Annotated in this window: 21 protein-coding genes and 1 pseudogene; 10 read left to right on the top strand and 12 right to left on the bottom strand. The window is 47.1% G+C overall.

Translation table 11 applies throughout. The annotated features are described in order from the left end of the window. Positions 1-91 precede the first annotated feature (91 nt). Both ACWQXP_RS15225 and ACWQXP_RS15220 read right to left on the bottom strand, forming a co-directional pair. Positions 92-766: a hypothetical protein gene (locus ACWQXP_RS15225; protein WP_454063731.1), complete on the bottom strand. Its 675-nt coding sequence runs from the start codon at positions 764-766 to the stop codon at positions 92-94. Between the two features lie 12 nt (positions 767-778). Beyond that, positions 779-1324 (bottom strand): hypothetical protein, encoded by a 546-nt coding sequence (locus ACWQXP_RS15220; RefSeq protein ID WP_454063730.1) that lies wholly within the window; start codon positions 1322-1324, stop codon positions 779-781. A gap of 661 nt (positions 1325-1985) precedes the next feature. On the opposite strand from ACWQXP_RS15220, the gene ACWQXP_RS15215 reads away from it, so the two are divergent. The 4 genes from ACWQXP_RS15215 (at position 1986) to ACWQXP_RS15200 (ending at position 5155) form a co-directional block, all read left to right on the top strand. Beyond that, positions 1986-2585: a LemA family protein gene (locus ACWQXP_RS15215; RefSeq protein ID WP_454063729.1), complete on the top strand. Its 600-nt coding sequence runs from the start codon at positions 1986-1988 to the stop codon at positions 2583-2585. Between the two features lie 24 nt (positions 2586-2609). Next, positions 2610-3521, top strand: a complete 912-nt coding sequence (locus ACWQXP_RS15210) for a TPM domain-containing protein (RefSeq protein WP_454063728.1) — start codon at positions 2610-2612, stop codon at positions 3519-3521. Between the two features lie 6 nt (positions 3522-3527). Beyond that, positions 3528-4172 (top strand): TPM domain-containing protein, encoded by a 645-nt coding sequence (locus ACWQXP_RS15205; RefSeq protein WP_454063727.1) that lies wholly within the window; start codon positions 3528-3530, stop codon positions 4170-4172. 413 nt (positions 4173-4585) lie between these two features. Next, positions 4586-5155, top strand: coding sequence for a DUF488 domain-containing protein (locus tag ACWQXP_RS15200; protein ID WP_454063726.1), 570 nt, complete (start codon positions 4586-4588; stop codon positions 5153-5155). Between the two features lie 350 nt (positions 5156-5505). Here the strand turns inward: ACWQXP_RS15200 and ACWQXP_RS15195 are convergent, their stop codons facing one another. After that, complete coding sequence (locus ACWQXP_RS15195) at positions 5506-5931, bottom strand: CBS domain-containing protein (RefSeq protein WP_454063725.1); 426 nt, start codon at positions 5929-5931, stop codon at positions 5506-5508. Between the two features lie 847 nt (positions 5932-6778). Next, on the bottom strand, positions 6779-7018 hold the full coding sequence (locus tag ACWQXP_RS15190) for a hypothetical protein (protein ID WP_454063724.1): 240 nt from the start codon (positions 7016-7018) through the stop codon (positions 6779-6781). 798 nt (positions 7019-7816) lie between these two features. Between ACWQXP_RS15190 and ACWQXP_RS15185 the strand changes: the two genes are divergently transcribed. After that, entirely contained in the window at positions 7817-8308 is a 492-nt protein-coding gene (locus tag ACWQXP_RS15185) for a SixA phosphatase family protein (RefSeq protein ID WP_454063723.1), read from the top strand. Positions 8309-8410: 102 nt separating this feature from the next. On the opposite strand, the gene ACWQXP_RS15180 is transcribed toward ACWQXP_RS15185, so the two are convergent. From ACWQXP_RS15180 to ACWQXP_RS15165, 4 genes are all read right to left on the bottom strand, one after another. After that, positions 8411-9025, bottom strand: a complete 615-nt coding sequence (locus ACWQXP_RS15180) for a mobile mystery protein B (protein WP_454063722.1) — start codon at positions 9023-9025, stop codon at positions 8411-8413. Next, on the bottom strand, positions 9018-9488 hold the full coding sequence (locus ACWQXP_RS15175) for a helix-turn-helix domain-containing protein (protein ID WP_454063721.1): 471 nt from the start codon (positions 9486-9488) through the stop codon (positions 9018-9020). Before ACWQXP_RS15175 ends, ACWQXP_RS15180 begins: the two co-directional genes overlap by 8 nt. A 527-nt stretch (positions 9489-10015) precedes the next feature. Further along, positions 10016-10690, bottom strand: coding sequence for an OmpA family protein (locus ACWQXP_RS15170; RefSeq protein ID WP_454063720.1), 675 nt, complete (start codon positions 10688-10690; stop codon positions 10016-10018). Between the two features lie 8 nt (positions 10691-10698). Next, positions 10699-12027 (bottom strand): hypothetical protein, encoded by a 1329-nt coding sequence (locus ACWQXP_RS15165; RefSeq protein ID WP_454063719.1) that lies wholly within the window; start codon positions 12025-12027, stop codon positions 10699-10701. Positions 12028-12538: 511 nt separating this feature from the next. On the opposite strand from ACWQXP_RS15165, the gene ACWQXP_RS15160 reads away from it, so the two are divergent. The 3 genes from ACWQXP_RS15160 to ACWQXP_RS15150 all read left to right on the top strand — a co-directional run bounded on the left by ACWQXP_RS15160 (position 12539) and on the right by ACWQXP_RS15150 (position 15576). Then, positions 12539-12994: a CBS domain-containing protein gene (locus ACWQXP_RS15160; protein WP_454063718.1), complete on the top strand. Its 456-nt coding sequence runs from the start codon at positions 12539-12541 to the stop codon at positions 12992-12994. Positions 12995-13082: 88 nt separating this feature from the next. Further along, complete coding sequence (locus ACWQXP_RS15155; RefSeq protein ID WP_454063717.1) at positions 13083-14885, top strand: tetratricopeptide repeat protein; 1803 nt, start codon at positions 13083-13085, stop codon at positions 14883-14885. A gap of 115 nt (positions 14886-15000) precedes the next feature. Further along, positions 15001-15576 (top strand): hypothetical protein, encoded by a 576-nt coding sequence (locus ACWQXP_RS15150; protein WP_454063716.1) that lies wholly within the window; start codon positions 15001-15003, stop codon positions 15574-15576. On the opposite strand, the gene ACWQXP_RS15145 is transcribed toward ACWQXP_RS15150, so the two are convergent. Next, a complete protein-coding gene (locus ACWQXP_RS15145; RefSeq protein ID WP_454063715.1) occupies positions 15573-16070 on the bottom strand; it encodes a DUF721 domain-containing protein in 498 nt (165 codons plus the stop codon). The genes ACWQXP_RS15150 and ACWQXP_RS15145 overlap by 4 nt on opposite strands. A gap of 85 nt (positions 16071-16155) precedes the next feature. Here ACWQXP_RS15145 and smpB point away from each other — a divergent pair, with 85 nt between their 5' ends. Both smpB and yihA read left to right on the top strand, forming a co-directional pair. Continuing rightward, the gene (gene smpB, locus ACWQXP_RS15140) at positions 16156-16626 is read left to right on the top strand and encodes an SsrA-binding protein SmpB (RefSeq protein ID WP_454063714.1); all 471 of its coding nucleotides are present in this window, start codon (positions 16156-16158) and stop codon (positions 16624-16626) included. Between the two features lie 58 nt (positions 16627-16684). Further along, on the top strand, positions 16685-17422 hold the full coding sequence (gene yihA, locus ACWQXP_RS15135) for a ribosome biogenesis GTP-binding protein YihA/YsxC (protein WP_454063713.1): 738 nt from the start codon (positions 16685-16687) through the stop codon (positions 17420-17422). On the opposite strand, the gene ACWQXP_RS15130 is transcribed toward yihA, so the two are convergent. From ACWQXP_RS15130 to rfaE2, 3 genes and pseudogenes are all read right to left on the bottom strand, one after another. Next, complete coding sequence (locus ACWQXP_RS15130; protein ID WP_454063712.1) at positions 17382-18344, bottom strand: peptidylprolyl isomerase; 963 nt, start codon at positions 18342-18344, stop codon at positions 17382-17384. The genes yihA and ACWQXP_RS15130 overlap by 41 nt on opposite strands. Positions 18345-18403: 59 nt before the next feature. Beyond that, on the bottom strand, positions 18404-21928 hold the full coding sequence (gene mfd / locus ACWQXP_RS15125; RefSeq protein WP_454063711.1) for a transcription-repair coupling factor: 3525 nt from the start codon (positions 21926-21928) through the stop codon (positions 18404-18406). A 373-nt stretch (positions 21929-22301) separates the two neighbouring features. Further along, positions 22302-22763, bottom strand: a pseudogene (gene rfaE2 / locus ACWQXP_RS15120) (D-glycero-beta-D-manno-heptose 1-phosphate adenylyltransferase); the annotation flags it as partial. Between the last annotated feature and the right edge of the window lie 51 nt (positions 22764-22814).

Genomic DNA, 22814 nt, shown 5'->3' with positions numbered 1-22814 from the left:
GTGACTTATTGGCTAATTTATGACAGACTTATGCTCAATGTAAATTGTAAGAAAGGAAACATCCGGTCACAAGATCTTGCTTGATAGTTGATCATAAAGGAGGAGGCGAAATATCTGTTGACGTCCGTCCAAACGCAAGCAAAAAGATATATTGATTAAAATAGACATCGTCTTCGTAAATCGGTGAAGAGGCAATGAGCGCGCCGCTTTTCGTATCGGAGATTTCTAGTTGAAGCCGTGAGTATCCTCGTTGTTTGGTCGCCTTATACAGAGATAATTCTGGTAAGGCAATGGGAATAATCGTGCTTTCAATGGCAGGAAGTCCCACGAAGGATTCGCTTTGTTCTGTGCCAAATGCATGAAGAATGACTCGGATAAGATATGTGCCATTCTCAGATTGAACTTGTAAGCCCTTTTCTCGTAACCATCCCACGACCAGTTCTTGAGCAAAATCTTTATCATCGGTGAGCCCGGCGGTTTTGACGCTGACCGAGGCTCCGGGGTCGAGCGGTATTCTTGCTGAATCCAAGGTACGTTTAAGAGACTGAGACAACAAGAGTTGTTCCCACGTCGTCCTTTCAGTGTTGGTTGTTGTTTGCATTCCACTACAACTTGAGAGACTGAGAGCAATGAGTGCCAACATGATAGGCAGGCGAAAACTTCTTCCATAAAATTTGTTTTTGTCTGTCAGAGAGTTCATGAAAGTGTGTGAAGCAGCTCTGCGCAATCGAGAAGTCAGTGGAGGCGTGATTAGACGGAAGACCATTCAAATTTCTCCTTATTGAAGTTCGTCAACTAGACACCGCTCTATAGAAGAGTCCACCCAATCTTTACCCGGTAATCTATATCCCCAAGCGGTCGCCAATGCCTGACATGTCAACTTAGTCACAATATCGTTTTCTGGTTGTGTCAGATACTCGGGATATCGTCCACTACCTATCCACAATAATCGGTTGGTCTTGGCATCTACTCCTCGTACCGACACAGATGGAGCCCGACGATCTCCATAACGGTTTGCGAACACAACCTCTTGCACCCCTAATTCTTGAGCGGCTTTCAGGATAGATCGTTCGTCTTGGAATGTATGAGTCCAGCGAATGTCTTTCGTTTTCAGGGTTTCCCCGATGGTGGTTGGGTCTAATGTCAATAAGCCGTGTTTCTGGAGCCAGGTCGTTGTGGTTTCCACCACGGCCGGATGATTCCCCCACACTATAACCTGTGTTTTCGAATTAGGAAGTTCGTGGTGGTATCCATCTGTAATGGGAAGCGTACACCCCGTCATTAATAGCAACAAGACCCACAGTTGACCAAATCTCCACTTCATTCATCTCTCCCTTCTTATCATGAGTTGTTTTTGGAAGTTGCACCTAGTTAATGTGAGCATTTTCTGCGTCTAACAACTCAACTGATCAACAAAAGTTATTAATGGACCCTGACCTCAATAGTAAAAGGTCTGTGCTTTGTTCTTATTACAACCAGGTGAAGTAATGAAGCTCATCACGAGACTGCTAAACTGAAAAAAATTCCAACTGAAACCTTAAATCTATATGGACAAAAACAACTGACGTTCCTGATTTCGAACATCTTGAGTAGGATTTCTTGGTATCGAAAGGACACATGTTCTCCTCAATCCTCATGATCATCCTCAACAACTATCCGTCGAGAAACAACTGTCTGAAACCCTAGTTCTTGGACAAAACTAGAAATTTTCAAGACAGTCCTTGATAAAGATGGGAAAAAATCCATCCGGTTTTAATTAGAAAACACATGTCCGGTTGTTTTTATTTGCTATCATGACACAACTCAGATGTTCCCTCTCTATTTCCCGTAATTGATGGTCCTTCAAACTCACTGGCTCACACATTCAATGTCAATAAAAGAGAATTCGTAGAACCGTGCATGGGGATTGGGTTATGGTGTGTCATAGTGCTGTACGAATGGGATCAGTGTGGGATACATGTGTATAGTCTAATGAGGAGGCTCCGATGATGCGAATCTTGCTCCGCCTTGCGGTCATGCTGTTGAGTCTAAGCCTCTTGTTCATGAGTGGCTGTGGGTATAACGATCTGCAAGCCCTGGATGAGGAAACCAATGCCGCTTGGAGTGAGGTCTTAAATCAATATCAACGTCGAGCTGATTTGATCCCAAATTTAGTCGCCACCGTCAAGGGGTATGCGTCGCATGAGAAAGAGACGTTAGAAAGTGTGACGAACGCACGGTCGCAGGTCGCTGGCATTAAGGTCACTCCTGAAGCCCTCAAAGATCCAACGCTCTTTCAAAAATTCCAGCAGGCACAGCAGGGACTAACTTCTGCCCTCTCCCGCTTGATGGTGGTGGTTGAACGGTATCCTGACCTGAAAGCCAATGAAAACTTTCGTGATTTACAGAGTCAGTTGGAAGGGACTGAAAACCGTATTACGGTGGCCCGTAAACGCTATATTGATAAAGTTGCCGAGTACAATAAAGGGGTTCGATTCTTTCCGACGAATTTAACGGCCAAATACCTTTTAGACCTTGAGGTGAAAGAGAATTTTTCTGTTGCAGACGAACGTGCCATCTCCACCCCTCCTGCTATTGAGTTCTAGTCCGGTGGTGAAGGGTTCGATGTCATGATACAAAAGCCGCCCTGGCTGGTTGTCCAGTGTGGAGGCTGGTGTGTCCTAGGAATTCTTTTCTTTGTGATTCCAGCCTGGAGTTTAGAAGTCCCACCTCTCACAAGCCACGTTGTTGACCAAGCACATGTGATTTCGTCAACCGATCGCTCTCGTCTTACATCGCTTCTCACTTCACACGAATCCAAGACATCAAACCAGGTAGTGGTCTTGACCTTACCTTCACTTGAAGGCGAGCCACTTGCGCCATTGACCCATCGTGTGGCCTCTAAGTGGAAACTCGGACAAAAAGGTACGGACAATGGTGTGGTGTTCTTGGTTGCCATCCAGGAACGAAAAATCCGAATTGAGGTAGGATACGGCCTGGAAGGCACACTCACGGATGCAAAAAGTTCCCAAATCATTCGACATGAAATCGTTCCACGATTCCGGGCTGGAGACGTTTCTGGAGGAATTGTCGCCGGGACGCAAGCGATTCTCGGTACGATCGAAGGCACGTATGTCGCGTCATCATCAGTCGAACCCACCGGAGCAGAAGGCTTGGGACTCTGGGATAGTTTTCTAATTGCGGTGATGCTGGGAACGTTCATTGGTCTCTTTTTAGGATCTCGGAAACGATTCAATGGCAGCGTTATTGGGACGGTGATCTCGTTTTTTATCGCATTTCCCGCCGCATTGTGGCTTGGCTTATTAGCCGGTGCGGCGACGTCGCTTCTTGTGAGTGTTTTCAATACGACTGGCCGAGGTTTATCTCAGGGTCATCTACTAGGTGGCCCTGGAATAGGATGGTCGGGACAGTCCTGGCCGATGGGGCGGTCAGGAGGTTTTGGGGGTGGCTTCGGTGGGAGCGGTGGGTTCGGAGGTGGTGGCGGAAGTTTTGGTGGTGGTGGGGCTTCAGGGGGATGGTGATGAACAATGATGTTTTCTGAAGAAGATCACACCCGCATTCGTGAAGCGGTCACAAAGGCTGAGCAAGGGACTCGCGGTGAAATTGTGCCAATGATTGTGGAACGATCAGCTCGCTATCGTGAAGCCTGGTACCGGAGTGGGATTGGATGTGCGTTTTTTGTCTTAACTCTACTCTTGACGGTGGAACTTGAATGGATGCCGTGGGGTTGGCATCCGTTCAATGCCGCTTGGCTCTTACTCATGACCGTTATGGCTTATGTGGGTGGCTATTGGCTCGGGACGATTCCCCCTGTGACTCGATTTCTCACATCAGATGATCGAATGGCGTACAAAGTGAGTCTTCGTGCACATCAGGCGTTTCTCGAACATGGTCTTCACCGTACGGAACTTGGTACTGGTGTGTTAATTATGGTGTCCCTACTCGAACATCGCATCGAGATCTTAACTGATCGCCCCCTCCTGGATCATGTTCCACAAGAGCGCTGGGACCGTATGGTCTCGGTGATTCGAGAGGGATTTCAGAAGGGCAATCCCGTGCAGTCTCTCTGCCATGCGATAGCGCTTTGTGGTGACGTTCTTGCCGAAGTATATCCTTCAACTGCAAACGAGTCGAATCCAAATGAGCTTTCTAACAAACTTCTTCATGAATAACTTGTGCTTCCTATGTGTTGCTTAATCTAGCCTGGATGATTTCGATAATCTATTTGTAAATTTAATATCAGGGAATTGACGCTCTATAGCGAAAACAATTAACTTCCAGCCGATTCAAATAAGTCAGCTCAGCGCGAAACACTGCATCACACGTACGAAAACTAATTGCAACGGCTATAGCTGCCTACTTGACTTCCGAGGTAATATTGAGTGTGGGAAGTGACATAGTGGGTTACTCTTAACCGCTGTTGATTCGGTGTCCTCGTCACACGGTCTGGCAATAATACAATGCGCGCTGTTTGAGAATGGCGTGGGAGAAGTTTGTAGGAGAAATGAATCGTGTTTCTGATTCAAAAACGATTGATCGGTGGCCTCGTCGGATTATGATAGAACGTTTTGAAAAGAAAAAAAGAATGCCGAAGAAAAAACCTTCGCCCATTGTGTTGACGATTGGACATTCTACGCGAGCGATAGAGGAATTTATCGTCCTGCTTCAGACCCACGGTGCGACGTGTGTCGCGGATGTCAGAACAATCCCTCGATCTCGACACAACTCTCAGTTCAACATGGACTCACTCTCTATTTCATTGAAGAAAGCCGGAGTTGGCTATGTTCATATGCCTGGGCTCGGCGGGTTGCGTCATGCTCGACGTGATTCGGTCAACACCGGTTGGCGCAATACTTCCTTTCGTGGATATGCGGATTACATGCAAACGCCCGAATTCGAGCAGAGCCTGGACGAACTCATCCAGCTAGCAAACCAGGAGCAAGTTGTCGTGATGTGTGCTGAGGCAGTGCCATGGCGCTGCCATCGTTCACTCATTGGCGATGCGTTACTCATTCGTAAAATTTCCACGGAAAATATTATGAGTGCAACACGACGTCAGACCCATAGGCTCACGTCCTTTGCCAAAGTGCACGGAACCACAATCCTCTACCCTTCTCAAGATTTACCGAACGATTTACGAAATCCCATCTCGTAAAGTGCATGGAATCCAAGTTGAAAACCCCGACTTCCTTTTATCATATCAATAGACGATATCTTCTAAAGTGGAATCAGTGCTGTCCCCCGTACCAGATGATCTTTTACTAATCCTATCGTAAGCGAATACCGTTATACGGAACAGATGAGAGGGCAAAATACTTAGAAGCTCGGTCAGATTTGAAGTATCTACACGGAATATATTTTTCCAAAACCTAGCTCTACCAAGTATCGATCGATCACGCGCAGGTTAATTTAACGTGTCTCACGATGCACGTTACTTCTTGTTTTTGGCTCATTTACGGCTCATGTCCTCTTAGAAACCTTCTTACGTATCATTCGATTTCTTTCTTAATCCTCGACGCCCAATCCCATGCCTATAAACGCACGAAGCAAATCGTGACGCGTGACTGAATTTATGACTTGTCCATTGTGAACAATAGGGAGCACAAGTATATGATATTCAGCGAGGAGTTTATGCGCATCCGAAATTAAAGTTGTTGTATCGACGAAGATGGGTTCTGGATTCATGATTTCGGTCACTTTGGTCAAACTTGGATCCCTATTAGAATCCGCCACCTTTAAAACATCAATCTCACTAATAAACCCTAGAAGCTCATTGTTTTCGCTGACGACTGGAGCTCCTGAAAGATGATTAGAGAGTAATTCGATAGCTGCTCCAGAGACAGTTTCTTCTGCACGAAATTTCACAGAATTGGTCGCGACAATCTCTCCAATGGTTTGAAACCCTTGATAGGGTATCCCTGGCATTGTCATGAGCATCTCCTTTTCTGATATCTCTAGAAATGGAATACTATTGACAGTGAGCATTGTTGACTATGAGGATAAACCTTGAGAGTAAAAGTTCAACTATCAATAACCCTAGACGGGCCGAATATCTTATTTTTGAATTTTAGTAGTCACTCAAATTGCATCTCGTGCATGCAAAAAATATTCGCAAATGGGTAAGAAAAAGAAATTAGTAGAAGAGAGGGTTGGTTCTCAAAGATACTATTTGCTGTTGAAAAAAGAAACTGTAAACAGGTCTAGGGTTTTGGCTAGTTACTCGTGAAATTTCTCATGGTTATAGTTAGGTATGTTTCATCGGATGATTGAATAAACGGCTGCGGTAGAGCGGTGAGAGTGAGTCCGACTGTTTCTTCCTGATAAGCCTTTCAGCGATGTGAGAGCTTGTCATCAGCTTCCCAAAAAATCATGGAGGTCATTATGAGCATGCAACTTAAGGACTCTGAAATCGGAGACCATGAAAGTACCAAAGACACCAAAAATCCTACGGTGAGAAAAATCTCGGAGATTAAAGCTAAAAAGAAGAAAACGGAAATAACGAACGCTATAAAGACCTCTAAAACGAGAAGTAGCGAAACAAAATAATCGTATGGAAGATTGAAAAAACTGGGTAACTAGTTATTTTTACAATGAGGTACGGGTGGGGCGCTGAGAGCTTAACCCAAAAAAATTTGTTTACGGCAAAACGTAAGACGTAGAGGTATTCGTTTACATAAGAGGGGAAGTCTCTGCCTATCGACTCAGTCGATAGGCAGCTTGAGGAAGGCATCGATACACAGCAAGTTATTGAGCAGTTGTTTGCAAGTCAATTTTTCGCTTAGCCAATGATTCGTGGCAACTGTTGGGATTCGGGTTCTGCTCGCTCTGCAATTGTCGTCGTCAGCAAAAGATCATCTTCTTGAAAGAGTTCATGGTGTTTGTGCCCCATTGCTGAAGAGATACCTGCATAGACGGTATGTGCTGCTTTAGACCATTTCGGATCACATGGTAATCCCTGGAAGGCTGCTTCTGCCGCTTTTTTTTCATCATAGGTTAAGGGTCGGTTGTGTTGTTGCATCACATGCCTCCTTTTGTTCTTAACCATTGAATGGCGATGACTTCATAAAAAGCTCTCAAATTTCTGAAGCCATCTTTGTTTGTCCTTGCTTTATTAGATAGAGCAACCTTAATGCCATTTACACACGCGTCCTGGTTTTTTCAACTCACAATTCCGAACTAATTGATTTATTGAAAGAAACAGGATGATCGTGAGTGAAAAACAATCGAATGCTCATCGGGACTGATGTCGCAAGGTGTATCAAAATGTCTAAAGAGTGTCTAAAAAATGACGAGCATCGTTTGAATGACGATACAGAATATCAACAAGGATCGACGAGTGATTGGGAAGGGGCCATTGCGATTTAATGGCCCCCAAAGTTCCTCGTGCTTCCCTAATAAGAAGTCAGCACGTTTCTGGAACTTGTGGGCTTCGTCTAGGTGAAGCCCACAATCTCATTCCAGGAATGTCTCTCAGTTCTTTTTCCCCTTCTTTTTCTGTTCTTGTTTGCTGGCTTTCTGTTTTTCGCTTTTTGCTTTATCCTTTTTTCCGCCTTTGTCTCCCATGCTCTACCTCCTTTCTGTGTGACGTTTACTAAAATTTCGCAAAAGGACGGGTGCCCTCGATTATTTCTGTGACTTTCTGCCTCCTATTCTAGGACAGTGGGTAAGCTTACCATGTCATTGAGTGTTGAGGATGAAATATTTTTTGTTCATGACCGAGGATCGTCTTATGGTAATGTATAACTTCATCAGCATGCTTCGCATGCATTGTTCTTGAATGAATAATTCAGCTACGACCCATTCTTTAGGGATTTATATGAAAACCCTTTATCTCGTTCGTCATGCCGAAGCTTCTGCTCAGAGCTTGAGCCGTGCGGATCTTAGTCGTCAATTAAGTCAACATGGTGAAGAAGAGGCGTCTCTCATGGGTCAGCGTCTGAGCCAACGTCTCAAACCTGAAATGATGATTTCGAGCCATGCTCAACGGGCAAAGACGACGGCGAAAATTCTCGCGTCGCTACTTACTTATCGAGAGGCAGATATTCTCTTTGAAGAACGTATCTACGAAGCTGAGCCGGATGATTTGCTGTCAGTGATTAATGCGGTGGACAATAAGATCGCTTGCCTGATGCTTGTTGGCCACAATCCTGCCCTGACTCGACTCGTGAAGACTTTCGCGCAAGGCGACATTCCGAATATGCCACCCTGTAGTATTGCGGTTCTGCAATCCACAACAGGTGCATGGCATGACTTGACTTGTGGTAACACAGAACTGCTGGATTTTGATTATCCGAAAAAGAACGAATGAAAACGGAAGGCCGTCTTTTGGGAGTTAACGAATGCTTAAAAGCTTTCGGTTTTTGTCGTAGTAGGGCGGTTACTTGAAGCACTCAACGGTCTGCTCATTCTTCTAGTGAGACTTCTCAAGGCAATCGTCAATAAAGGTAATCAGTTCGGCGATGTTGCCTTCATCGGCTTCTTTCATTGCAGTGATGTAACGTTTTCGAACCTCGTTTCCATCTGTCACCAATTGTATCTGCGGCCATTGCGGCAAACGATGCTGACGAGCATAGAAGAAAATGTCGGTGATGAGCCTAGCATGTCGGCCGTTGCCATTTATGAACGGATGTATGTGAGTCAGCCGGTGTTGGAGGCGCGCTGCAACCTCTACGATGGGCATGGTTGAAGTGCTGTCATCCCAGGAAAGAAAATCTCCAGTTAGGAGTCTAATCTGCTCTCGAATGGCTTGTGGTTCGACGCCGATATTCAATCTCGTCTTGCGGTATGTGCCTCCACACTCCCAGATTGCTCCGAACATGCCGAAATGCACTTTGCGGATAAAGTCGTCTGTGAGCCACTCTGCTCCGCGCTTCTTTCGTCGTGCGCGAAAAATATATTTATCATAGGCTCGACTGATCGCTTCGGCTTCTGCCGCGTTACGCGCGGCTGAGGTTGTGAGATGTATGAGGATGAGACCCGAAGTATCCCCGCCTGGCGTTGCGCTAATCGGTTGTGAGTCATTCATCGTCACTCTTGCGCCAGAGACGTTCTCGTGGATCCCCGAGTATGTCGTCCGTTCTTTTTTCGAGGAGCGTCTTAAAGGTTTCTTTATCTGGGGCTTGTTCCTCAAGTGCCATCGTTCCCATTGTTTTTTTCAGTCTTTGAAGTGCGATCGTACGGGCTCGTCCGCGGAGAAGTTCCTTTAGCGGTTTTTTCGGATGTGGGTCGATATGAAGATGACAGGATAACCCTTCATAAATACGACGAAGTGTACTCACTCGTGGATCGGCTTTTCCTGACTCAATGGCAATGAGGTTGGCTTGGGTAATGTTGGCTCGTTTTGCGAGTTCAGCTTGAGTCATTCGAAGATGCGTACGAACGAGTCGTATCCAATCGCTGTGGGTAAAGCCTGGACCGTCGGTCGACGAATCGACCTGAAGTTTTGATAAGGCCATATCGTCGACAATCGTGATAATTTTTTTCCCCATCTATCGAGCATATATTGTAAACAATAGTAAGTAAATATAAATAATTATTGTTAACAATATAATTTATACATATATTACTATTGTATACAATTAAATTTAAAATGTAACTCATTAGATTATAAATGATTTTCTGTATATTTTTGATAATTATCCACTCAATAGAGTGAACAGTGAAGATGTGAAAACCAGAACAAGTTATCGAGAATGAGGGATGAAACTTAAACCTATAGCCGTTTCAATTATAGCGTACCCGTATAACTCTAAGCCGAATAGGTATCACGTACATAGCGCAACCACACATGTCGTACAAGCAAAAGGTAAAAGGAACGGCTATAACTTCCGCGTGTTTGAAGTGAATAATCTCGCGGGGTTAGTTGATAAGCCTCAGCTGGACTTGGACACTTCTAAAGCAAACCTCAGCAGGGTTATTTAAACGCTCTCGTTTGAGACATGTCAAAAAACTCGTGGTTTTCCGGGCATACCTGCTTCTCATGATTTGGATTCGCTATAGTGACTTTTAAAGAAGGTTATGTCGGGGCAAAAGTGTTAGAGAGTAGTTCGGTGGGATGACGTTGTTCAGTTGATCGCAGACGAATTTTAAAGACCACGCGGCGGCTCTTCTGACTGTTCACTTTGTTCTGGCGATCGTAGATGAGATCTTGTCTGCCGCGACCGGCGGCAACAGTCATTTCTTGGAAGCATTGGTAAGCTAATGGCTCTTGACGCTGGATCACCTCCAACCCCTTCACCATCACGGCGAGTGACCGTTCTTGACTCAACTGCAAATTATAGACATCGTCGCCTCGATCATCGGTGTGTCCTTGAATGGCGAGCGAGTCGATTTTATCGCGCAATGTTCCGCACACGGCTGCAGCATAATATGGGATCGCCTCTTCCAAAAATCTATCCGCGTCGGGTGTGAGGGTGCTCTCTCCAAATTCAAATGTGAGTAAATTTTCTGGAACGACGATCATGAGCGTGAGCGGATCACGAGGGTCAGCCTCCAGTGACAGTCCCAAGCGTTTAAGGTGATCACGCAAGGCAATGCCCACGTTTTCTTTGTTTTCTTGTAATTCCGATTGGGCCTCTGATGTTGTTTGGGTGATCAGGGCTGCAAAGAGGAGAATGAAAATCATAGCGAGCGAAGTCATGAGATCGGTGATGCCGACGGTCGTATTGGAATTGGTTGTGCCGTGTCCCATCCTGTGTTTCATCCGGTAGGCTTTAATTTTGAGAAATCTGGCCATTTTAGCCAGAACCGTGTTTTCTTCGGAGGAACGGTCTGAGGATGAGAAGACGAGAGATCAGATGGGACTTTCCATAAGAGAGGACGGCGGTCAAACATGAGTTCTGGTGGTAAGAGGGATTTTTTCCGTATGTGAGGTTGCTGTTCAAGCTCAGGTTCAGGTTCTACAGGCGTGAGGGATCTGGGGGTACGGTGGGTACGCATAGCTTCTATTGGTGTGGGAGGGGTGTTTGTGTGCTTCAGCGTCTTGTTAAGATCATGGATGGTATCCGTGAGTTCGCGAAGCGGGTCCTGAAGCTCTTGTCGTATCATGCGGGGAACGTCTGATAGGAGGCGTTGTGTTTCCCGATGCTCATCTTCTTGTAGTTTTTTCAAAGATTGAATGCTCGAGGTGAGGTTGGCCGTGGGCCCAGCCAGCCCGTTGGCTCGCAATCCACTGTGTGTTTCTTGATGTTCAGGATTTGCCGTCGAGCGTGTTCCCTGTCGTTCGCCATGAATTGACGTAAGCTGTTCGAGCATCTGTTCCATGGTTTTGCGGGGAAAGAGTTGGTCCATGAGTCCAAGAAACGTGTGATGGGCGTAGATGAGCTGCGACACCATGGGCTTTTCAAAGAACGTAAACAGGTTGGCCACGATGAGTCCGACGATGGAAGTCAAGAATTTTCCGGCCAATCCATTAATGAGTCCCTGAATCCCGAGAATCTGACTCCCGTCCGCGTGGAGTTTTCCTAGTCCAATAAATAATGCGATAAAGGTTAAGAGAAGACCCATGCCCGTGACCAGTGAAGGAAATTGGCTATAAAAAGGCAGATTGATTCGGTTTGCCATAAGACTGTCTTGCGTAAATACCTGTTCAGCGCGTGTTGTGCTAAATATGCGGGGTTCCATAAACCACGGCACCTGTTCCAGAATCAGGGTCATGCGGTATTGTGACCAGAGCCCACGAAACATTGGAACTTTTTCCATTTCGGCATCAAGTGTATCCAGATCGTGACAATCGATACGCTGATGCGAATGTTGATTCGGGTTACGCGAAGACGAGCCAGTTTGAACCTGAGTAAATCGTTCTCGATCGACATCTCCGCGCTCTTTGATTAGGGCTCTCAGCACAGGGTGTATGCGTTCAAACCCCTGTCGAACGGAGGTGACCTCTCTTTTAAATTGACGGACGTGCCACAGAAAAAATAGCAAGATCCCCAAGGAGCCCAGCCAACTAAGCAGGGGACTGTACGGTCCTCCAAAGAAGGCCACATCACGGCTTAAGAATTCCCATATTCCGGAAGCGTTGGTCATCGCATCATCATTTATCTAGAGCCAATTCAATATGTGTCTCATGTTTGAAGTCAGTCATGACGCTGGGTGAACGTGGGTACCTGTCAGCGAGCGATCGAGAGGTCTTTACGATCTTCCTTATAAGGAACTCTTTTATGGATCTCCTTCCTAAAAAATGATCGTGCTCAAGGCTGCTGGTACGACAGGAATTCATTGAGCTTCGCTATCCTTTCTCAAACTTTTCTCAAGTATTGTGCCGTAACTTCAGTATCTATAGAATCAATAAAAATAGTCTAAATACGGCGATAATCGTGCGATGAGCTGCGTCTCGCTGGGCAAAGAATACCACGTGTGGTGGGCACAATAGTCCTTGGAGTCCGTTGTCGAGCGATAGGTAAAAAAGCCTTTTTTCTGACGAGACCTTTTCTACTTACTTCGAGTGCGATCATGGGATTTGATCATGTCTGATAGAGGTGCTGAATTTTAACCACACATCATCTATTCTACCGTCCTATTATCCAAGGAGGCTGCCATGCTTGTTCGTGATGTGATGTCCACTGGGGTTGTCACTGCGCGTACCACTGATTCGGTTCGGTCTGCTATTATTAAAATGCTGAGCCGTCATTGTGGGGCCATTCCGGTCATTGACGATGAGCAGAACTTAATCGGACTGGTTGCGCTTCGAGATGTCATGATTCCCCTGTTTCCCAACTTTGGCGATTACATTCATGACAGTGTGCACAGCCGAGATTTTTTGGAAATGGAAGAAGGCTATCCAGAGGTGTTACGTCGAAATATTGAATCGGTGATGAGTCGCAACCCGCTGACCGTCACACCGAGCACGACGATTTTAGAGGCGGCTTCCTATATGGGATTAAAGAATTTTCGGCGTATTCCAGTGACGGAGAATGGAAAGCTTGAGGGAATGGTCAGCCTCGGGGATATCAATCGTGGGTTATTTTTCGACAAAGGGTTCATCAACGTTTAACCGGAACAAAAGAATGCTTCGTGTTTGAGTCATGGTTTAATGGATAGATTTAGATGGTTGCTTCACGCGTGAAGCGTTCTCATAGAACATGACTCTCTATTCACCGCTCATGCCAATGATTGTGTCTCAGACTGCAAAAACCCAGATGACGTCTCTGAAATGGACAGTTTTCTGGCCGAAACGTTGGGAAAGAATTGGAGCTTCGGTCTCCGCTATCCTCTGTCTCGCTATACCCATGAATGACTTCGTTTTGGCAGAAGATCAGTCAGCAATGCCAGTAGAAGTCATCACCCGACAGGCGAAAGATGCGTGGGTAGGCGGGAGTAGCACGGTTGCCCTGGAAATTCTGACTCAGGGAATTCGAGAACATCCGAACACCATGAATTTGCAAAAACTCCTTGGAGATATTCTTGTCACCACACGACAGGATCAGGAGGCGGTTGAGGCGTATGATGCAGTTCTCCAGAGAACACCTGAAGCCCTGGATGTTCGCTGGGCTAAATGGGTCGTTCTCTATCGCTCCGGAAGGGATGAGGAGGCGATCAACGAGTTTCAACGTATTGCTGAGCTGGATTCAGATAACCCGCTCGTGCCTTTGCGGATGGCCCATGATCTTCGAACACTCGATCGTCTCGAAGAATCGCTTGAGTGGTATCAAAAGGCCGTGGCGTTAGCTCCGAATTTTCCTGGATGGTGGTTGGCGATGGCGCGAGCACGCTTTGATGTTCTCGATGGTCGCGGGGCGCGTGACGATGTCAAACATGTCCTCACTATGGTCGCTCCCGATTCCCCGGAGGAGGCTGCTGCCCGTAGTTTGTTATCTGTCGTCTATGGTGCAACAAAAGAACGGGGCCGGCGTTTTCAACCCATCTTCAGTCCTGGGAAGACGGCTGCAGATCAAAAGGAATGGGCCTCTATTCGTGCAGAAGGCTGGAGGCTCTATAGTGCTGGTCGTTACCAGGAAGCGGAACCCATCTTACAGAGAATTCTTGTTCTCAATCCCGGCGACTATACCGCGACTCATCATCTTGGAATCACGCTGATGGAACTGGAGCGGTATGAAGAGGCTATTCCCGTTTTAGAAAAAGTGCTGACGCTCACGCTCAAAGAAGAAGTGCTGGCTGATACATTTTTTCGGTTAGGACAATCCAAGGCGGCCTTGGAACGCTGGGCTGAGGCGTTAGATCATTTTCAAATATTGTACGAGACGGCCGTTGAGTTTGAGGAAAGCAACAAAGACGTCGCGATCAAGCCGGGCACACGAGTGCTGAGTAAGGAAAAATTGGCGAGTTGGATAGAAAAAGTCCGCCCATATGTTCCCGAGGCCGAACGTCCACAGGCTCAAGAACCCACCCAAGCCATTTCTCCTTCGGAGCCATCGGTTCTGAATGAGGAAGAGGTGTATGAGAAAGTGGCGACTGAGAAACTCAAGCCCCAAGATCCTTTGCATCGGAGGGCACTGCTGATGGGCAGGGATGCAGATTTCGGTACATTCCGTTATGTAATTCCTGCCAAGGAAGTCTTGCGGGATAATCTGCCCATTGGCAATCATGAATTTATCCCCATTGATCCAGGAGACACGTTCCCTTCGACCCAGCCAGAGATTTTCTTGGTATTTGAACTCCTCTCAGCTTCTTTTGATGAAATGCCGCTCATTGCAGAGTGCTTTCTGGAAACGGCTCATATGACAAATTCACAACATGCTGTTGCCCAGGATCAGGTGATGATATCGATGAATGAGCAGTCTGGGTATTTTGTCTTAACCAAGCCAGAAGCTGATTGGACTCCCGGTTTGTACCGTTGTGGTCTGTATGTGGGAGAGGAGATATCCGCCTACACCCAGACCGATGAAGTGAGGTTTCGCATTACTGCGCCAACCCTGTCGTCGTAACCTGCTAGCAATCTATTTCGTCAGACGTATGCTCTTTCGGCATTTCGTCGAGGGTCAAGGATTTCTATGAGGAAATCAGTGTGTAGGGATTGGTGATGATTGTTTTTAACTATCTATGAAATCTAAGAACGCACCGAAAAAACCGCTCGATACGCTCGTTAAGCTTGGCCTCGGTGTGTTTATTGGTGGGTTTCTGATGATCGGCATTGGGATGTTCATCTCCCGCCCCGATCGGACGATTCCACCCTATAGCGTTGGTGCCCAGGAAGGATCAATCGTGTCCATTCATACACCACCGTGGACCAGTGATCCTGAAATTCGAACATTGCTTGAGCGGTTTCGATCTGTGGGGCAAGCCACCAGGAATTTCAGCTCGCTAAAAATTCGACCTACCACACCGGATGACCCACAGGGTCGCTATCAACTGATAACGATCTATGTATTTTCTGACCATGAGTGGGCTGAGCCAGAGAAACTTCATCGGTATCTCACAGAGTCAGACGACAGCGAAGAGCGTGTATTTAAAGAAACATTTGAGTCCATGGTGCGAGGCGGGATGGTGTTTGATCTCAAGCAGGTCACCGGCTGGCTGGGACCAGTAGGTGGGCAACGGATTGGGCAATCGAATAGTGAAGTCGACTGGCTGTTTCAGGAAAAAGCACAGCTGACGCACGAGTTGCTTTCAGACTAAGGTTGGGCCCATGGGGGGGGTGGAGTTGTCTGGGTCTCTAACGTGAGGCATTTGGCGATCACGGTTGAGAGAATGGCTCGCAGGTCTGGTTCTTTAATGTCGGCGGTCCATGAATTCGCTAATTCTATCGCTGGTCCCGTTGGATTGACTAAATGGTTTGAGGGTGGCGATCCCTCTCCCTGTGGGAGTGTAGAAGAGTGAACGTCGCCAATGCGCAAGACAATATCTGTGACCTGAGCCTCTTTGGCAAAGGTGTTGAGTTTTTCTAAGATCATGGGTTTTAAAAAAACTAATTGTTGAAGCCAGGCAGAATTTTCAGCCAAGAGAAATAGCTTTCGAAACTTGATTGAATCTGGTCGAGTATGTGAGGCTAGGCTTTCGCCCACGATCTGAGCCCAGTTTGTTTGTAGGCGAGCCTCTAAAACTTTAATATCGAATCCATAGGATTTCGCAAAATGAGGAATCAGGGATTTTGTCGAAGTAAATGAACTCATGGTTCTACTATAGCGAAATCTCTCCTGACCAGTCGAATCGGCATATCATTCCAGGAGATACGGGGAGAGGGAATTCCAGCAAACGATGACAAAAGCAACACCAGATCATGTGATCGGAACAAATCGTAAAGCATTGTATGACTATGCGATTGAACAAAAACTTGAAGCCGGCATCGTGTTGGTTGGCACAGAAGTCAAATCGCTCCGTGAAGGGAAAGTGAATTTACGAGAGAGTTATGCGTCTGTTGACTCCGGACAAGTTATTCTTCATCAGTGTCACATCGGGGGTTATAGCCATGGAAACCAAATGAATCATGAACCCATACGGCCGCGGAAGCTCTTACTCCATCAAAAAGAGATTCAGAAAATCCATGGCAAAGTGCAGCAAGCCGGTCTTACGCTCATTCCGCTTCGTATGTATTTTAATTCACGTGGGCTTGCCAAAGTCGAGTTGGCGTTGGCTCGAGGTAAAAAACACTATGATCGACGCGAGACCGTAAAAAAACGTGAGGCCAATCGTGAAATCCAACGAGCCATGAAGTCATCGAAGAGTTGAGGTCTAGTATTTCGTTGCTCGTGCCAGCGCGCTGTGCCGACTCCGCCATAGTAGTCTCGTGGCTACGACGGCCGGGAGCGCTTCGGCGCGCAAGCGTGAAGCGTATCTCGTACGAGAAAGAATGCTGTTTTCGCAACATCAACGAATAGCAGGTTTTTCACGTCTGCGTTTTGATCGGCATCTGCTTATGAAAATTCGATCGGCTGAGTTTGTCACAAGTTGCCTGACGGCAGAACAATATCCCAAGGAACGATTACGTGAAGTGGCGTTGTTAGGGCGTTCAAATGTCGGGAAGTCATCAGCGTTGAATTCCTTACTGAATCGGAAAGGTTTGGCGAAGGTTGGAAAAATTCCCGGGAAAACCCAAATGATTAACTTTTTTCGCGTCACGTTGTCGGACTCCAAGGTCGAGCAATTTCACATGGTCGATCTTCCAGGGTATGGCTATGCCAAGGTTCCGGAATCGGTTCGTAGACACTGGGGTCCGATGGTGGACACGTATTTGACGTCACGAGATACGTTGTGCGGAGTCGTCATTTTTATTGATATCAGACGGGTTGAGCGTTCAGATGTCGAACTCATTCAATGGTTGAAGACCTTGAAGCATCCCATGATTGTGGTGGCCACCAAAGTTGATAAAGTGACATCTGGAAAGCGTCATGCTCATCTCAGGCAACTTCGAGAAGGCTTATCACTCCCAGAGAGTACAGATCTTCTTCCTTACTCCTCGTATACGCATGAGGGGAGACCGGAGGTTATTCGAGCGGTGCAGAATCTGTTAGTGGGGAATATTTGATCTCAATAAACGCTTTTTGCTTGAGATCAGCGAGCCAGTCTTGGAAGACTTGTTCTGACCGTTCTTTAAAGAGACGAGCTTTGATTTGCGCTTCCACCTCCTCGAAGGGCTTAGGGGATTGCGGTGTGGTTTCATCTAACGCAATGATATGAAATCCGAGTGTCGTTTCAATTGGAGTACTGATCTCTCCGGGTTTCATCGAGAGTAGTGCTTCTGCAATAGGAGCGAGAAGTTCGCTATGGTGCACCAGCCCGAGTTCCCCGCCATCTCCCGCTTCGGGTCCTGCTGAATACTGTAAGGCCAGTTCCCGAAAACTTTCACCTGTTTGAAGACGCCGAGAGACTGAGCGAGATTGCGATTGTTTGTGTATACGCTCTTCCTCGGAATCGGCGACGAACAGTATTTGGCGTAAACGGTAGATTCGGGAAACCATGAACTGCTGTTGATGCTCTTTGTAATATTGAGAGATTTCGGCATCGGAGATGGTCACAATCCGTTGGACTTCGAATCCGCGTATTTTCTCCAGAAGCATTCGTTTTTCTATCTGTTTCGTGAGACTGGCTTCAGCCGATAGATCACCTTGAGCTTGGGGATTGGTCTGTTGAATCGCTTTGTGTATTTCCTCCTCGGTGACCGTAAAGCCTTTGGCTCGAGCTTCTTGGAGTTGCAGGCGGTCTTCAATCATCGAATTTAAGACAGCAAATTCTTTATTGGCCATTCGTTGTCTGAGTTGTTCTCCCGTGTATCGAGCCTTCATTCGGATGTGCTCGTCACGAACCTCATTCTTTAACTCAGACAAGGTGATGACTTCCTTGTTGACAATAGCCGCAATTCGATCGTGATAGGACATGAGCCGGGAAGGACCGGTCACGATGAGTACGCTAGAGAGTAGTATGACCGTCAAAAGCACGCGGAAAGGCATGATGCGAAAGTCCTCTGAATAACGCTTATACTAGAATTACAGGATTACTCTGAATATTTTCAAGCTATCTGTTCTTCTACCTGAGTCTGACTGTAGCGATTGAGACCTTGTAAGATTGTATTGAGTTCTGGGTACAGAATCTCCCAATCGTCAGACGGCATGTCTCGTTGAAAGGCGAGCGGTGAAAGAAATTGAATGGCGCCCTGACACCGTTGCAATAGCCATTGAATGCCTTCCTCTGGAAGTTTGGCCACCTCATGAAAGGCAACAATGATGCTGTTTCCTTGAATGTCGACCGATTCGAGCTTTAACGCCTTGGCCAGGAGTTTAATTTGCATGACTTCATAGAGCCGTTCAACGGGGGCAGGGAGCGGACCATAGCGATCCTGGGTTTCTCCATGCAGCAAAGCCAGATCTCCAATCTGCTCGCTGCCAGACAGCCGTTTGTATAAACTTAATCGTTGGTGCGTATCTTCAACGTAGTCTTCCGGAATAAACGCAGATACATGGAGGTGAAGTGTGGGGTCCGGGACCTCCTCGACGACTTGTCCTCTAAGTTGCTGAACGGCCTGTTCGACCATGTGTAAATACAGGTCAAGTCCGATGACGGCGATATTGCCTGACTGTTGTTTTCCTAGCAGATTGCCAGCGCCCCGAATTTCCATGTCAGCCGCCGCAATGCGAAATCCCGACCCCAGTTCCGTAAATTCTTGAATCGCATTCAACCGTTTTTGAGCATCTGTGCTCAGGGTTTCTTCATTGGGGACAAAGAAATAGGCATGCGCCTGCTGTCCCCCGCGTCCGACTCGACCGCGAAGTTGATACAGCTGCGCTAAGCCAAACAAGTCAGCACGATCAATGAGGATCGTATTGGCATTGGGAATATCGAGGCCGGACTGAATGATGGCCGTGGCGATCAAGACATCGGCTTCATGGTGAAAGAATTTGAGCATCACGCTTTCAAGTAGCCGTTCGTCCATTTGCCCATGCGCAATCACAATTCGTGCCTCAGGAATCAGTTGCTGTAGCCATGTGCCTGTGCGTTCCATGGTTTCAATACGATTATGAAGATAAAAGACCTGCCCCCCTCGTCCAAGTTCGCGGTGTATTGCCTCTCGAATGACCGTCCCGTCAAACCGGAGGACTTGTGTTTGAATGGCTAAACGGCCGGAGGGCGGACTTTCAATGACCGAAAGATCTCGAACACCCGAAAGGGCCATTTGTAGTGTTCGGGGAATGGGGGTAGCTGAGAGCGTCAAGACATCGACTTGAGTGCGAAGTTGCTTCAGTCGTTCTTTGTGCCGGACGCCAAACCACTGCTCTTCATCAGTGATGACGATTCCCAGATGTTTAAAGTTCACATCTTTTGTCAACAAACGATGGGTTCCAATAATGATATCCAAGGTGCCCGCAGCAATATCTCGGAGAACCACTTTGCATTCAGCGGGACTTTGAAACCGGGTCAGCATACCCACTCGAACGGGAAATGGGGCAAACCGTAACGAGAATGTCTCAAAATGTTGTTGGGCGAGCAGCGTTGTGGGCACTAAGACCGCGACCTGCCGATTATTCTGAACGGCTTTGAACGCGGCCCGCATGGCCACTTCGGTCTTCCCGTATCCCACATCTCCACAGACGAGCCGGTCCATGGGTTTCGGCGATTCCATATCTCGATAAATATCTTCGATCGCTTTGAGTTGACCTGGAGTTTCCTCGTAGTCGAACGCCGCTTCGAATTCGTGAGTTAACATGGTATCCGGGGTATAGGCCGTTCTTCGGGCTATTTCGCGGTTGGCATACAGCGCGACGAGTTCTTCAGCCATATCTTCTATGCTCTTTTTGACCTTGGCTTTCGTTCTGGCCCAACTGGTTCCTCCCAGCTTGTCGAGCTTCGGAGTTCGCTGATCGACTCCATGGTAGGGCTGAATTTCCGAGAGTCGCTCAAGCGGAACATAGAGTGTGTCGGTTCCAGCAAAGTGCAGTAAAAGGTAATCACTTTCAGAATCTTGGACTGTGAGACGGCGAAGCCCCTCATAGCGACTAATGCCATGATGGACATGAACGACCAGGTCGCCTTCTTGCAGGTCATCTAATGAAGAAAGAAATTTAGCCGTGTGCGTTTTTGGTTGTGGACGATGGCGAATTCCTTTACCGAAGAGTTCCTCTTCCGTGATAAAGGCTAAGCGTCCTTCATGAGTGATGAGGCCAGAGGAGAGTTCTCCTTGGACGCAATAAAATGGGAATCGCTCTTCTGCCTTCCGGGAGGTGTTCAGAGAAGGGTCCCAAGATGAGGCCGGATAACCTTGTTCGGAAAGTAATCCTAAAAGACGTTCGACTTGACCGGTGCTGCGAGCGATTAAAAAAACAGGTCCTTGGCTGCGCAGTTGTTCCAGTTTAGCCAAGTTGTCTTTGAGCGGAACCCCTCGGAGCCCAAGGCCAAAACTCGAAGCAGAAAGCGCAGGAAACGGGACAACATGTTGCCAATCTTCTGATTGGGCTGGCGCAATGGTATCCAGGCCTATGGTTGGCCAAGATTGAATTTGGGCCAAAATGTCGTCATAGAGATGGTATAAACGGTCGGGCTCGGGATAGGGGGGCTTTTCCGTGGTTGAATCGGATGAATCATGTTGATCCCAAACATCTAATATTTCATTCCAGCATGTTGAGGCAACATGGTGTAGATCCATCGGGTGATGAAGCACAACATTTGGGGGAGATTGAAAGTAATCGGCGATCGATTCCATGGTGCCATAGAGGTTGGGAGCATACCATTCTGCATCGGATGACAGAGGCTGTTCGGCGTGTTCATGATAATCTTCAGAGATAAGATACTCCCGAACCGGGAGAACCCATGCCTCAGAAAGTTTTTGAATCGATTCCTGAGTTGACGGATCAAAGACACGAAGTGATTCAATTGTATCCCCTAAAAATTCGACTCGAAGTGGATGATGAAATGCGGTAGAAAAAACATCCATAATTCCTCCCCGCACACTGAATTCTCCGGGAATTTCCACGATTGATACTCGCCGATACCCCAGTCGTAAGAGCTTTTTGATGAGTGGCTCATGTTCACAGACGTTGCCGAGTTCAAGAGAAAAACATGCATCAAAGAAGGCGTCTTGAGGCAGAATTTTTTGCAAGATGGCTAAGATGGACGTGACAAGGATGGTCGGTTTTCCGGTTGTGAGCCGATGTAGCGCACCGGCTCGTTCTGCGATGACGTCAGCAGGGGGAAGCGAGGATTGATAGGGTAAGCTGGCCCATTGCGGAAAGTGGACCAAGTGTTCCTGAGGCAGCCCAAACACTGAAGAGTAAAATTGCAGATCTTGAAAGAGTTGGGTTGCATTCAGTTCTGACTCGGTGATGATGAGCCAGGACTGGTCGACCTGCTGGTCTTGTTTCGATGTTGCTGAAGATTTCGCTCGCCAGACGCCTTGACTTTGACATAACCCTAAGAGTGCAAGAGCATGCGAAGAGGGAACAGAACTCGTGATGCAGGTTTTTGTATGAAACTGATTGGATGAGTCAGAAATAGAGGAGAATATTTCCCCAAGTGACGTAAGAAAAGACGATGCGTGCTTCATATCGTTTGAGATTTTCCCTGCGAGTCTGCTGAACGAAGGCATGAAAGATCTATGTCGCGTTCGGTGATCTCTACGGTTGTGCTGATAGCCTCTACGTGAAATGGTTCTTTCGCTATAACTCGCTGTTTTGTCGAGTATAGATGGATATTCTACTATTTCTCGGAAGACGTATGATAAAGACGAATCACGAGAGACCGTGTTGGTCAGACTGAGTAAGTTTGCTGAGCGATTGCGGCGGATACTTGGTTGTTGTCAGCGTGAGACGAAGACCGAAGGTCCCTGACGGTCACCACTATTCAAGAACATTCTCCTGGGATGATTGTGGCTCAGGGGTCTCACCACTCGAGCTGTTTGTTGTTGCTGTCGAATGAATCGTGCGGATTCGTTCGACGATGTGTGTTGTCGAAATATTGGGAACCAAAGGAATCGAGACGACTGTCCCGCCGTGATTCTCCACAATCTCGCGACCAATGATCTGCTCAGGCAACCAGTCTCCTCCCTTGACTAAGACCTGCGGAACAAGCGATTGAATGATCGTGAGTGGGGTTGCCTCATCGAATATGGTGACAAAGTCCACACAGGCTAGGGCCGCAAGGACTTCGGCCCGTTCCTGTTCATTCATAATCGGGCGGCCCGCGCCTTTCCCCAAACTTTTTACGGAGTGATCACTGTTTAATCCGATCACAAGGAAGTCACCTAACTGTCTCGCTTGGTCCAAGTAACGAACATGTCCAACATGCAAGAGGTCAAAGCATCCATTGGTAAAAACCAATTGCTTTCCTGTGTATCTCTGAGATTGGATAATGTCGACTAGCTTATCCAATGATTGAATTTTTGGATGCATCATTCTCCAAATTATGCGATAACCCTATGATACCTGCTAATT

It is taken from the genome of Candidatus Nitrospira salsa (genome assembly GCF_965152625.1).
The sequence above is the reverse complement of the archived record's forward strand: the minus strand, read 5'-3'. Positions and strand labels throughout refer to the sequence as shown.